Here is a 13,027-nt window from a genome sequence, read left to right as displayed (position 1 = left end):
CGAGGTTGACAAACTATATAGGAACACCCCCCAACATTCCCGTTAAGTCAGTTCATTCAGTCGGCGGGAATATGTGCGTAGCAGCAGTACCGCCGTGGTTGCGAAACCCATGATGAGTCCTAACCAGACGCCATATCCTTCCCATCCGAGGAGCTTTCCAAATATCAGAATCCCGGGGACGCCAACCAGCCAGTACCCGACGAGGGTGCAGCGTAGCCCTGAGGTGGTGTCTTTCAGGCCTCTCAGTAGGCCCACTGCCACGTTTTGGATTCCTTTGGCGAACTGTTGCAGTACCGCGAGACATAGGAGCAGGACGGCAATGTGAAAGGTGGTGGGATCTGCCTCTTTTAAGAAAGGATGCAGTACCCACCTGCCCAACAGAAGCCACAGCGCGCCCATTATTCCCAGATACGTGACCACGACGAACAATATGCGTCGGGTAATCTCGCGCACTGAGTCGGCACTCTCGGCCCGAGCCCTTGTGATCAGCACCGAGCCGCCGTGAGAAAAGCCGATGCACACTTGGTAAACGATGTACGCCAGTTGGTTCACAATATTGTGCGCCGCTAGCATCTGTGGGCTAAAGGTCCCCATCACTAAACCGGCGATGGTTGTTATTGCAGCCTCCGAGCCATAGGTCAGACTGACTGGTACCCCGAGGCGGACGAGGCGGCAGATAGTCTCCCCATCTCCTTTACACGGAAGGATGTGGAAATAGGGCTGTAGCTCGGGAATGCGCAGTACCACAATCCGGAAGGCCAGGAAGGTAAGCAGTTGGATGACAGTTGTAGAAAGCCCGATGCCCGCTACCTTCCAGTGATCCGAGGCTGCCCATGTCATAAATAACCAGTTCAATGCGATATTTATAAATATCGATATCAGCGTGATGGTTAACAGGGAGCCGGGTTTTCGCATGCCCACGGCGAATTGGCGCAGGACGTTGAGCCACATCATCGGGACTAACCCGGGTGCGAGCGCAAGGGTCATGGCGAAGGTGAGTTGGGCAACGTGCTTGTCGATGGGCAGAACAAGGACCAATCCGCCTAGGGCGATGACCAGTAACGCGCCGAGAATTGCAGTGCCAGTGGCCACCGCGAAGGAGGAGCGCACAGCCCGCCGGATCTGTTCTGCTCCCGCCTCGCAATTTTGACAAGAGGTTTTCTCTTTTTCCATTTTTGCTGCTGCTTCAGCCACAAGATTTGCCCCGGCCGTCACCATGCCCACGCACATCGTGCGGATCTGGTTGTAAAGCTGCATCGCTAGGCCGCCGCCGGCTATCGCCAGTACGCCCACGGACTGCAGCATCAATACGTCCGTGGTGGTCAATGCAACTCCGGCGAGTTGTACTCCAGCGATGGGAAGGGAAATTCCCAGAACTTCGCGATATTTCCGGATGGATTTCAACCTCGCAGCCACCTTCAACTTCGGACTAACATTCGTCTCGGCCCTCGCTTCTCATCTTCTAAACCTCGCCCATTTTGGCGGCTGGTCTCCAATGTGCTGCGGTTTCTAGCGGTAGATACGCAGCACATCCGATTCATTTGCGGCCTCCAGGCCGTTGAAGCGAATGGCGCTGCGATACATCTGCACCAAAGTTGCAATCGGACGCTGCCGTCTGCACCATGGAAATTAGTGGTTCGCCCCTGCGGATTCAGCTGGTGCTGGCCGATGCCCCAGCGGTACCACCGTTGGTTGAGACCGAATCCCGTTCAGGGCTGGTGTTTGCAGCGGCAGAGACTCCCTTCGGAAAGTATAAAGATTATACCTAGTTTAGGTAAGGCTACCATAATTGAAGATTTCCACTTCAAACACTTCAGGTGGAAGGAGTGTGAAGATGGATAGGAGAGTTCGGGTCGTCGATGTAGCGCTTGTAGACCACTGCCTTGCCTCCCCTGTCCATGGTTCTTTTCTTTGAAGAAAGTCTAGAAGACACAAGGCTACGTGGAGGGTTATAGGACTGTGGTTGTTGTGGGGTGTTTTAGTGGCAACCAAATCTTTGATTTGGGCGGCAGCCCAACGAGCCGTAAGGCGAGGCGGGAGCATAAACAGTAGCTCGTAGTGAACGGTTTTGTTGGTTGATCGGCTGGGGATATAGATCTACAGGGATATAGTTATAAGCGACCTGGGAAAATAGAGAAACTCGCAGGTGAAACCCTGTGTATAAGTGCCTTTATGTGTCAACTTATGCGCAGGCGTGTGTCAACTTATGCGCAGGCGTGTGTCAACCTATGCGCAGGCTCTTTTTCTGTGTGTCAACTTATGCGCAGGTTGAGCTGGGAGAACCTGCCATGTGTCAACTTATGCGCAGGCGTGTGTCAACTTATGCGCAGTAGTCTCATGTGGGTTTCCGTATGGGTAAATCAGCGCAGCCGTATTTTGCGTGAGGGTAAATCTGTGCACGCTGTTTTGGGCAAAAAGAAAGCGCCCCGTAGGGCGCTAGTCTTCCGTGTTCGGTTTAGTCGAGTTCGGGGCGCGGTGGCTTCTGGTGAACTGATGGAGCAGTCCTCGTGACCGTTACGCCGTCTGTGTTGGCTTCAATTCCCGAGTTCGGCCATACCTTTGAAACTTCTTCGATTGCTTCCTTTGTGCGTCGTCTGAAGTCTCGCATCTGAGTCGTAGAGGTTATCTCTGAGGTGGCGAAGTTGGCGGCGATTATGTCCCAAGTGAAGGTGTAGGCTTCGCGGTTGTTTTTAGCCAGCCAGTATTGCTTTACGGTAAGCCAGATGTAAATGTCCATCGAACGTGGTTTGTTGAGCTCGCGCAGTACATTGAGGTCGATGGGGATGGGGGCTTCGGCAATGTGCTTGAAGAACTGGGGGGTTAGGACGAGTTCTGATTCCATGAAGCTCCCCTGGTTGGGGTCGCGGGGGTCGAACCAGAGGTTCCAGTCTTCGAGGATTTGGGTGTTGCGTCCGCGTGCGTGAACGCCGTCGTCGCTTTGGACAGTGATGAAAGAACCTGCGATGCGTAGGAGCTGCTCGCGGATATTTTTCAGGTTTCCGGTTGCTCCTCCGGTGCCGCGTCCGGTGATGCCGATTGCTTGGAGGAAGTGGCTCATGGAGTGTCCTAGTGGAATGCGGCAGGCTTCTTCGTGGGTGATTTTTCCTTCTTTGAGGCGTCCGGCATTAGCTACGGCGCGGGTGATGATATAGGCCATGATGAGCCTGGGGTACTTGCCGTAGGGGACTCCTCGTTGGGAGAGGATGGTGATTGTTCCCTGTGGGGTTTCGACGGTGCGGTTGTTTCCCTCGGTTTTGCGGTAGGGGAAGAGTGCTTGGACGAAGAGTTTGGAGGTGTAGCCGACGTCTTGGGATTGGAGTAGTTCTTGTGCGGCGTCGTGTTCTTGCCTGCGGGCTAGTTCTTTGACTGCTTCGAGCTTGGCGCGGCGCTCATTGGGGTTGTGTGGGGGCTGCATGGTGCCGTGGTCTCCCTTCGGATTATCGGCACCGACCGTGTTGTGCTTTGCGCACTGTCCGTGTGGAAGTGGTAAAGTCTTACCTGACACGGTGGTGTCGATTTGGTTTTGGACCCCCGCTAGAGCGCCAACTCTATGATGCGGGGGTTTCCTCATGTTTTGAGGAATGTGCGCGCCCTGGACTTGAACCGAGGGTGTGTGCCGCTCGCGCTGCGCACCCCATAAGTGTGGGGCGCGGCTTTTTATTTTCTCCGCCTATTAAATCACATCAGTGTGACTTACTGAGGATTTAGTAATGGTGGCGGCTTTTGCCAAGAAGCCTTATCGGCTGTTTGCTTTGATGAAGCTTGCTCGGAACCTAAGGCATTAGTGGAGTCACTCTTGTTCTTCGTGCTCGTCTTTTAGCCCGTTGAGCATTATTTGGTTAAACAAGTTGTTGATTGTCTTCTCTTCGAAGTCTGCAGCCACTTGATTCCAATGGAATTCTTCTAGTTTGGGAAGCATGGCTGTAATAGCCATTTTTAAGTAGAAACCTCGACTACGTCCTGTCCTATCGCAGAGAGCGTCGAGTCGTTCAATGATCTCATCTGGCATCCGTACAGACACCACACGTCCGGAAGGGTGGGGTCCTTGTTTCATATGAAGTATCCTCTCCTTGGCAGCAATGGTAAACATTGTTTACCATTGCTGCCACTCTTGGGACTGTCGATAGAATTGTTTAATCGACACTGCGTAAACAATGTTTACCATACGCAAGACCGGAGGAGTCTTCTCAAACTCTTTAACAGCATCATGAGCGGCGCGCGCCACAGAGAGGGAGGACGCCTCCGTGGACGCACTGCCATTTATCAATTCCATCAACGACTTTTCCGACTGGTGGCAGTTAGCACCCTTCGCCTTGCCAGTCTGGATGCTCATTGCCCAGATACGACGCGCAGGACTGGTGGCAGGAATCATCAGAGCGTTAGGCGGAGTAATCGCCTGGGTAATCATCTGGTTCTTCCTCATCTTCCTCGGCGTGATGGTTTGCTCCATGGCTGACCACTACGAGCGCGCTACGGACGAGACTAACGACTCGCCCTACTCCAACACGTACGAAGACGCGCCCGCCAACCCTGGCGAGTATTACGACCCGAACGAGCAACAGTAGCTGCAGCCGCTAACGTCGAAGACTGACTTTCTCTCTACTGACTACTGGTCACTATTCTCATCGGCACCATCGCCGCCAGCGTCTTCAGTGGCGCTGGCGGCTTCGTCGTTGTCCCGGCCCTCATCATTGCCAGCGTGCGACTCATCGTCTCCAGAGGAGTCCTCCGCACTAGGGGAGGACTCCTTAGCAGTCTTGAGCATGTCGTTGAAATCGCGCTGGCTTACACCGACGAGCTCGCGCACAAACTCCTTTGCTTCGCCTAGGTCGATAATGGACTGCGAGGCTTGACCAATCTTTTCGTTCAACTTGTCTCGTTGCTCAATAAGGCTGAGCAACGAGTTGATGCTCTTCTTCCGGTCGCGCAGCTTACGCTGTTCTTCTTCGAGACGCTGACGCAGTTCCTGACGCTTCTTCAAACTTCTACTTGCGGTAACCATAAACCCACAATGCCAGCGCACACACCGCCCCGCTCCTGACACAAACACCACGCGGGAAGTTCGGCGTAATCGGAAGCAAGCAGTGGACTATCCCTGCAGTCTCTCGACAGCGCTGTAGACCTGCAGCCGTGGGCGCGAGCGCCCTTTTTACAACACACTATATGCACTCTTAGTGTTAATCGGGTTTTGGCTGCTAGACTGGGGCTCATGATGACCCTGCGCGTAGTCAATAGCGGAACAGGTTATGAGTACCTGTTGCGCTCTGTGGCTACCAATGATGGGCCGACAGACGCGCCGAGTTTGTCGAAGTATTACGACGCGAAGGGAACCCCGCCAGGGCGGTGGTTAGGTTCTGGGTTGGCAGGTTTGAACACCGAGACGGTAAGTCTGGGTGGGGAAGTTACCGAGTCTCAAATGGCCGCGTTGTACGGCGAGGGTTTGCACCCGGATGCGGATATGAAGATGTCCGAGGGGCAGAAAATTAAGGACGTCCAGTTGGGTCGTCCGTTTGCGAATTTCACGAATGATGTGCCGGTTTTGGTCGCGCTTCGTGACGCGGAGCGTCGCCATAGGCAGACAACTGGCACGTTGATGAGCAAGCAAGAACGTGCTGAATTAGTCCAAGATATTGGCCGGGATTTCTTCATTGAAGAACACGGAGTCGAGCCGCAATCGGGTCGGGAAGTTGTCAACTGGGTCAACGGTCTAAAGGACAATGTGCGCCAATCTGTCTCTGGCTTTGACTTGACTTTTTCGCCTGCAAAGTCCGTGTCGGTGGCGTGGGCGTTGTCCGATGAGAAGACCGCGCGGCGTATTGAGGCGCTTCATCACCAGGCCGTGAGCGAGGCTATAGCGTGGGCAGAAGACAACGCATTGTTTACCCGAGTCGGCAAGCAGGGGCGCGAGCAAGTCAAGACGAAAGGCTTCATCGCGTCCGAATTTAAGCACTACGATACGCGCGCAGGAGATCCTGATCTGCACTCGCACGTGCTGGTATCCAACAAGGTTCAGACCGAAGACGGGCGCTGGTTGTCCATCGATGGGTACACGTTGATGAAGTATCATCAGTCGATTTCGCACCGCTATGACTCCATCTTGAACACCCTGCTTTCTAACGAGATGGGCTACACATTCACCGCCTGTGACCACGGGGTCAACAAGGAACCCACGTGGGAGATCGACGGTATTTCCGAGTCGCTTATGGAGTCTTTTTCTAAGCGTCGACGCGGAGCCCATCCGGTCTACAAGCGCCTTGTTGAAGAGTTTGTTGCCGCGCGTGGTGCGACTCCGAACTCGGTTGAGGTGGGTCGTTTGTGGCAGCAAGCTATCTTGAAAACCCGTGACGCGAAGCGTGAACCAGAAAGCCTTACAGAGCTTCGCGCAGGCTGGAAAAACGAAGTATCCGCCCGCGACAACGGGGAAGAAGAACTAGCTTCTATCGCCCAGCTGGCCGCAGAGTCTAACCGCGATGAGCGCCCACTGTTTGACGCTGAGGCCCACTTGTCGGGTCTTATTGACGAGGTTTTAGACACGGTTGTCAGGCGTCGTTCCTACTTTCGTACCTCGCATGTAGCGACTGCTGCGGGTGGAAAGCTCCAAGGCTATCGCTTCGCATCACTCGCCGAGCGTGACCTTATCCATGCCACGGTAGTGGAGGCTATTGTGCGCGATAAGGCCATTTCCTTGAATGATTTCGACGTCCTGGAACTTCCCGAAGCTCTGAAAAATACGGCAGGTAAAGCCCGGGATACCCGCGCTGATAGTGAGCTTTATACCACCCAGGACATTCTCGATACCGAAGACAAAGCACTTGCCGCGCTCAACGAGCCGGTGGCCGCATTCGCACCATCGGCAGCGATTGATAAGGCACTGGATGAACACGAAGCCGAGGCTGGGTTCCGCCTTAACTCAGGGCAGGAATCCATGGCGCGCTACCTCCTTACCTGCGGCACACTGGCCGCTACCGGCGTAGGCCCGGCAGGCACTGGCAAGACTGCATCTATGCGTCTGGTTGCCAACGTGTGGGCCAATGGAGGCCGCAACGTGATTGGTCTGGCCCCGTCTGCACAAGCAGCAGACGTGTTGTCTAAAGACTTAGGCTTTGACGCTTTTACCATCGACAAACTCACCTACACCTGGCGCGGAAACCACCCAACAAAGCCCGGCCATAGCCTCAAAGACCTTCCAGTATCCATCAATGCTGGCGACATGATCATCGTCGATGAGGCCGGCATGGCCTCGACCCCTAACATCGGATCACTGCTAGAGATTGCCGAAGAAGCAGGCGCAGTCGTGCGCTTTATTGGTGATCATAAACAGCTCGGCGCGGTCGAAAACGGCGGACTTTTCGGCGCAATGGTCAACGCTTCTGGCCGCACTGATAATCAACTCTCCGAAGTCGTGCGCTTCGGTGGAGATAGTGAGCAATCTGCTACCAGCTTGCGCTTGCGTGAGGGCGATTCGTCTACGTTCGACTTCTACGCTGAGCGTGGTTGGGTCAATGGTGGCGCACGCGGCGACATGCTGGATAAGGCCGCAGCGGACTATCTGGCTGATATTTCCAGCGGTAAAACCAGTCTTCTTATTGCTGCCACCAACCGTGATGTGGCAGAACTCAACGAGACAATCCGCGCCCACTACATCGCTAACGGTGAGGTCGACACCACCGTGGAAGCCCAGCTTTCTAGAGGCGAAAAAGCAGGTCTAGGCGATACGATTCTGGCGCGCAAAAACCAGACTTTCTACGACGACACCGCAACGAGCACCCGTATCAATAACGGCACGCTGCTGACCGTCACCGGAATTGCCGAGAACGGCAGTATCACCGCCCGCAACACAGCCACCGGCGAGGAACTGTGCCTGCCAGCAGACTACGTCCACGACAACGTGCAGCTAGGCTATGCCGCCACCGTCTACCGCGCCCAGGGCAGCACCGTGGACTGCACCCGCGCGGTTATTGACCACCACGTCGATAGGGCAGGGCTGTATGTGGCGCTGACACGCGGCAAAATCGCCAACCACATCTATGCAGTCACCGAGCATCAGCTAGATGAGCTGGCCGAAGAAGGCCACTACCACTACCAAGGCATAGACCACGCCCCAAGTGCTAGGGACGTCTTTAATAAGGCAATCTCGCGTGATACCACCCCGAAGGCCGCACGCGAGGTTATAGCCGAGGTCGTAGACGAGCAAACCTCACCCGATCGCATGATGGGTCTGTGGCTTATGGGCAAAGACGAAGCCACCAATGACTTCATCGACGCCTACCTCCCGGACTGGATCGACACCTTGCCCGGTGATCTTGCTAGAAAGATTGAGGCCAGTGACGATGGTGTAGCACCTATTCGCTATGGCTGGGCACAGCTTATTGATGCAGGCATTGACCCGCGCACCGTCATGGACGCGGCGACCCGCGATATTGACAACGCCCATGATCCAGCACGCCTTATCCGCTACCGCCTAGACGAACAACTCCGCCAACTCGATACGGGCAAACGCAACCAACTACCACCTATCTCCAGGCATGCGGACGTGGAACTCGATACGTGGCTGCGCACCCACAACCCCTACGACCGTGCCGAGACCACCCGACTTACTGGTAAAGAACACAACCTCAAGCGGCTTAACCAGGCTGTACTGGCAGAGCACGCACGCTTTGCGCGCGCGAAGGTCGAGTCGCTGACCTGGCAGGAGGCAAGTATTACTACTCTCCTACACGAAGACACGAACGCTGCCGTCAATGAGGTAATAGCCGACTACCAAAAGGTGCGTCTTGATGCTGGGCGTATTCGTGCCTATGAGCAGGCTATGGCAGACCATAGTGCCGCCCTTGGTGAAGAAGACGCAGCCCTGGCAGACATTGAGCACCAACGTCTACTAGCAGACGACTACACCCGCCCAGTTGCCGAGCGGGCCTACGACCACGACGCCGTGGGCTATGGCACGTACCAACAGCGCATAAACCAGGCACACACGCGCCTTGATATGGCCCAACAGCGCCGCAAGCTTGCCCAACAGGCCATTGAAGACACCGGCGCTAACCTGCCGGAGGCAGGCCTGTGGGAGGAAATCTGCTACCACGCCGACGACGCAGAAGAATGGGACAAGCGCCTGCGCGAAGCCGAACACCACGACAGCGAACACACCTATAGGCTTCAACAGCGCCTCGATACTATCCGCCGCGAGAAGATGGACTGGGCTGACCGCGCCGACATCGCCACGCGCTTGCGCGCAGAGGAAATCCCTAACGATGTCGCTGACCATGCAGGCTACATCGCCGATGAAGTCAACCTCCTGGCCGCACAACGCACTTACGAACTACGCCGCCTGGGCGTAGACGAGCCATCACAAGAGACAATCCGCGACATGGTCGCAGAAACCATCGCTGCCGCCTACGAACCAGACAATGACGACACCCACCACGACGAACAAGACACCACCGTCCAGAACACCGTAGAAGAAGCGCAACCAGCGCCCGAGACCACCCCAGAAGCCGACAACACCGACAACACCCAGGACGAAGACGCCGGCGATCTGCACCAGGGCGCACAAGCAAGCCTCGACTTCCTCGCCAGCCTCGGCCTGGGCGGCGAGCAACAAAGCGTTACCAGCGACAGCGATACCACTGACGAACAAGCACCTGCTGACGACCTTGAAGAAGAACAAGGCCCAGAGCTCTAGAAACAGCGAGGTAAAAGCACTAGAGCGCATATGCGTATATACCTATATCCGCATATGTGTATGTAGGTATATACACCAGATAGTTAGCTTCTTTCCTCGAGCCATCGTGTTGCCCACTCTTCAAAAAGTTGGGAGATACTCTTCTCTTCTTCCACTGCGGCGAGTTTGAGCTCTTTAATCAATTGCCGATCGCGGACGTACAACTGAAGGCGTGTCGCTTTATCGTTAGCTTGGGCGAACATCTTTGTTGAAGGCGAGACCTCCGACTTATTTCCAGACGATTCTTCCCGCGCTTTATTTTTAGCCTTTGGAATTGCCATTGCCTACCCCTTAATCCTCAAATGCTGCGACTACTTCTCGAGCCAAAGAATCCCAAACCTTCGTACTACTGGGCTTTGTTCCGAAAGCGCGACGTGTAGCCGCCCTCGTTGGGATGACTGTTTCAGCAAGCGCTGCAGTTTCATCACCCTCCAGTTCGGCATGGACTTCATCTAGAAGTTTTTCCCTTCTGTCGACATTCGACAGAACAACTGCTGTTGGTATCCCCATTTCTATTAGCCAAGAAAGTGTGACCTGCGTTCGATCAATATCCATCGGGGAAACACCAGTTGGAAGAAGGACTAAATCGGCAGCCTCGGCGCTTTCGGTTATGAAAGCTAAACCACCTGGAGGGGTGTCGACTATAAGAAAGTCCGGATTGTTCCCTCTCCTGACTACTCCAGGGAAATCATTTGAACTGCGGACAGATTCGATGGGAAATGGAAAATCCTTTACTCTGCTCGCCCATCGGGTGGCAGATTGCTGGGGGTCGCCGTCTGCGACTGCAACCGTATAACCCATCTTCCGAATTGCCTCTGCGAGCATTACCGAAAGTGTGGTCTTCCCTGTCCCGCCCTTCGACTGAATCACGGAAATTACTCGAGTCATAAAGCAAGAATAGATTTAGAGAAGATCTATCCAGGTAGCGACATGCGCATGTGTGTATATCATGCTATGCGGAGGGAAACCATTAAGTAGAGAGCTGAACTAAAAATCACTTTATGCGCATGTACTGATATATACATATGCATATATGCGCATCTCGAAATTTAAAGCTATCCACTTGCTGAGGGATATTCCGGTTGCGAGCGCGCTGTAAGGCGGTATGGTTTTGGGTGTCCGCAGCGCGCTTCCCCCGGCGCACAGTCGGACGGAAGGAAAACAAAAAGCCACGACTCCCGCACCCCCGCAGGTGGCTTCTCCCCTAGTGCTTCCAACGACGAGAAGCACTAGGGGAGTTTCCTTTATTGCGAGCTTTCCATCCGTTCTTTGAGGCTGGTGGCTAAGTCTAGAAGTTCGTCTGAATTATCTGCGGACTGTTGTTGAAACAGATTCCGTTGTGCTGCGCGCACAAGCCAGACAGGTGTGCCGATATCTCAGGCGAGGTAGTTTCCCCAGATATTCTAAGATCCCGACAGGTAAAGAAAAGAAAGCGCCGCCAGCGAAGAAGTCCGGAATACTACCTATTTAGAACTGCATCCACTCGCCAATCTCCTAGAAGAAAGAGCTAAAACTATGAAGAGGTCAACAATCGATGGAACCCCCGACCCCGGCCCATTCAAGGTCACCCTAGAAGCAGAGCATCCGATCGAAATTGTCACCGAGTTCCCCAAACTGAGGTTCTGTGCACGAATCGAAGGCCAGGAGCACACTTCCACATTCCCCGATCAAGGGGACGAATGGTGGGTGGCTCACTGGAGAGATTTCATCGCAGTTGTTGCAAAAGCAACAGGAAGAACTCTTCACGGGGTTGAAGGTGAAGACCAATGGTGGGTTCTTGACGTGCCTTTATCCAAATTCAAAGACTGCACCCACAGAGAGCAACCGAGATTTTCCATCAAATTGCTTAAAGAAATGCCAGAGAACTGGGACACCATTGAAAAATATCTCCATTGGCATTGTGATAACGACGGCTGGAGAAATGGAATGGGATACTATCCGGGAGTGGGAGCAGATTCGAGAGGTTGGGAATCCATTCACGGTATTAGTGCAGATCCCGCCTTTGACCTATATAACAGTGTCGAATTCGCGCTCGAAAATGCGAAGAAAAATGGGTTTAAGCCAAAAGGCAAGTGGGTTGGAAGGATTATTACGGGGCCGCTAAACGGACAATTCCGCATGGAGCTGAAAATACCCACTGGATTCAAGTACCCAGAAATTCCCAAAATCGAATGGGATTAGCTTCTCCCTCCGGTTGAAACCCGCGCGATTTAGTTGCACTCTTAGCCGGTCAGGTCGCAGATTTCTTTACCCGCCAGATGGACAATACTGCACCAATCGGCGACCAGTGGTTTGAGATCAAAGGCCCCGATAGCTACCGCAACGTCCAGAGCGATTGTCCGCTTTTCGGCTTAGCGGGTGCGCAGATCTACAGCGGTTTGCGCACCCGCTATCTGCTTGTCGGAAGCACACACCCGGCAGGGAGGCCAAACATTCCGCCACATAGTGCAGGTGACTTCTTCCCTCAGTGCTTCCAACGACGAGAAGCACTAGGGGAGTTTCCTTTATTGCGAGCCTTCCAACCGTTCTTTGAGACTGGTGGCCAGTCCTAGAAGCTCATCTGGATTATCTGCGGGCCGTTGTTGAGACAGATTCCGTTGTGCTGCGCGCACGAACTTAGCGAGTATGCCGGCGTCGCGGGCCGGTGGGGAAGTGGCAGGCAACTCCGCTTGTAGTACCTGTAAGTGCTGGGCGGCACTGTTGGCGGCGTCGAGTGCGTACTCGTAGTCCCCAGTATCCCCGTGAGCTCCAATAAACAAGGCGTACAGGTGCGTGTCCTGGGCTTCATGCACAATGTCCGTCACGCCGCTCCTTCACCATTCTCCTTACCGTTCTGCTTAACGGCAGGCGTTGGTATCAGTTCTGTCGCCTTCCATGCAATATATCCTGCGACAATCTGACAGACGGTGCCGATAAGCAGTTTTACAAGCTTCCACCATAGGGAATTCACCACTCCAGACGTGGCGAGCTGTTCGACCCCAGCTGGGATAGCCGGTGTAGCTGCCATGACAACTAGACTAATAATCAGCCACGGGGGTTTCATGCCCTTGTCGTGGACGGGAACGAAATACAGGCTCGAACAACCGAGAAATAGGAGTAAATAAACTCCGAAAAACACCATTGCCTTGCAACCGGGGAGCCGTACCCACAAATCGGAAAAGATAGCTAGGAAGTTTACGGCAAAGAACAACAGGGCTTGAACTAGGATTAATCCAAGATTTCCAGTCTTATACAAGTTTTTTGGAGAGAGACAGCGGGTCTTATCTATTCCTTTTCCGGCCCTTCCGGTTTTAGAGTGCGTTGATT

General features: G+C 54.1%; 11 protein-coding genes. 2 read left to right on the top strand and 9 right to left on the bottom strand.

Annotated elements, in window-relative coordinates; translation table 11 throughout:
* Window positions 1-42: 42 nt before the first annotated feature.
* From HMPREF2807_RS12470 to HMPREF2807_RS12450, 5 genes are all read right to left on the bottom strand, one after another.
* Window positions 43-1,404 carry an MATE family efflux transporter gene (locus tag HMPREF2807_RS12470; protein WP_231732355.1) on the bottom strand — a complete coding sequence of 454 codons (1,362 nt, stop codon included), beginning with the start codon at window positions 1,402-1,404 and terminating at the stop codon, window positions 43-45.
* Window positions 1,405-2,455: 1,051 nt separating this feature from the next.
* A complete protein-coding gene (locus HMPREF2807_RS12465) occupies window positions 2,456-3,415 on the bottom strand; it encodes a replication protein RepA (RefSeq protein ID WP_070513366.1) in 960 nt (319 codons plus the stop codon).
* 375 nt (window positions 3,416-3,790) lie between these two features.
* A complete protein-coding gene (locus HMPREF2807_RS12460; protein ID WP_232751684.1) occupies window positions 3,791-4,090 on the bottom strand; it encodes a ribbon-helix-helix protein, CopG family in 300 nt (99 codons plus the stop codon).
* Window positions 4,091-4,093: 3 nt separating this feature from the next.
* Window positions 4,094-4,450: a hypothetical protein gene (locus HMPREF2807_RS13930; protein WP_158010544.1), complete on the bottom strand. Its 357-nt coding sequence runs from the start codon at window positions 4,448-4,450 to the stop codon at window positions 4,094-4,096.
* Window positions 4,451-4,606: 156 nt separating this feature from the next.
* Entirely contained in the window at window positions 4,607-4,981 is a 375-nt protein-coding gene (locus HMPREF2807_RS12450; protein WP_232751683.1) for a 3-deoxy-D-manno-octulosonate 8-phosphate phosphatase, read from the bottom strand.
* Between the two features lie 228 nt (window positions 4,982-5,209).
* Here HMPREF2807_RS12450 and mobF point away from each other — a divergent pair, with 228 nt between their 5' ends.
* Complete coding sequence (gene mobF, locus HMPREF2807_RS12445) at window positions 5,210-9,682, top strand: MobF family relaxase (protein ID WP_070513354.1); 4,473 nt, start codon at window positions 5,210-5,212, stop codon at window positions 9,680-9,682.
* An 83-nt stretch (window positions 9,683-9,765) separates the two neighbouring features.
* On the opposite strand, the gene HMPREF2807_RS12440 is transcribed toward mobF, so the two are convergent.
* On the bottom strand, window positions 9,766-10,002 hold the full coding sequence (locus HMPREF2807_RS12440; RefSeq protein WP_046095264.1) for a hypothetical protein: 237 nt from the start codon (window positions 10,000-10,002) through the stop codon (window positions 9,766-9,768).
* Window positions 10,003-10,012: 10 nt separating this feature from the next.
* Window positions 10,013-10,609, bottom strand: coding sequence for a ParA family protein (locus HMPREF2807_RS13615; protein WP_049147792.1), 597 nt, complete (start codon window positions 10,607-10,609; stop codon window positions 10,013-10,015).
* Between the two features lie 627 nt (window positions 10,610-11,236).
* Here HMPREF2807_RS13615 and HMPREF2807_RS12435 point away from each other — a divergent pair.
* Window positions 11,237-11,902, top strand: a complete 666-nt coding sequence (locus tag HMPREF2807_RS12435) for a hypothetical protein (protein WP_070513352.1) — start codon at window positions 11,237-11,239, stop codon at window positions 11,900-11,902.
* A 323-nt stretch (window positions 11,903-12,225) separates the two neighbouring features.
* On the opposite strand, the gene HMPREF2807_RS12430 is transcribed toward HMPREF2807_RS12435, so the two are convergent.
* Both HMPREF2807_RS12430 and HMPREF2807_RS12425 read right to left on the bottom strand, forming a co-directional pair.
* Window positions 12,226-12,525: a hypothetical protein gene (locus HMPREF2807_RS12430; protein ID WP_232751682.1), complete on the bottom strand. Its 300-nt coding sequence runs from the start codon at window positions 12,523-12,525 to the stop codon at window positions 12,226-12,228.
* On the bottom strand, window positions 12,522-13,027 hold a 506-nt coding region (locus HMPREF2807_RS12425), incomplete at its 5' end, for a hypothetical protein (RefSeq protein ID WP_158010543.1). The genes HMPREF2807_RS12425 and HMPREF2807_RS12430, both read right to left, overlap by 4 nt.

It is taken from the genome of Corynebacterium sp. HMSC074A09, from assembly GCF_001811545.1.
Taxonomy (GTDB): Bacteria; Actinomycetota; Actinomycetes; order Mycobacteriales; family Mycobacteriaceae; genus Corynebacterium; species Corynebacterium hiratae.
Note: the sequence above shows the minus strand (reverse complement) of the source record. Positions and strands in the feature narration are given on the sequence as shown.

Coding starts and splice junctions, on each gene's coding strand:
- HMPREF2807_RS13930 (WP_158010544.1), bottom strand. CDS start 4,450: ATGGAGCAAACCATCACGCCGAGGAAGATGAGGAAGAACCAGATGATT.
- HMPREF2807_RS12465 (WP_070513366.1), bottom strand. CDS start 3,415: ATGCAGCCCCCACACAACCCCAATGAGCGCCGCGCCAAGCTCGAAGCA.
- HMPREF2807_RS12435 (WP_070513352.1), top strand. CDS start 11,237: ATGAAGAGGTCAACAATCGATGGAACCCCCGACCCCGGCCCATTCAAG.
- HMPREF2807_RS12440 (WP_046095264.1), bottom strand. CDS start 10,002: ATGGCAATTCCAAAGGCTAAAAATAAAGCGCGGGAAGAATCGTCTGGA.
- HMPREF2807_RS12460 (WP_232751684.1), bottom strand. CDS start 4,090: ATGTTTACCATTGCTGCCAAGGAGAGGATACTTCATATGAAACAAGGA.
- mobF (WP_070513354.1), top strand. CDS start 5,210: ATGATGACCCTGCGCGTAGTCAATAGCGGAACAGGTTATGAGTACCTG.
- HMPREF2807_RS13615 (WP_049147792.1), bottom strand. CDS start 10,609: ATGACTCGAGTAATTTCCGTGATTCAGTCGAAGGGCGGGACAGGGAAG.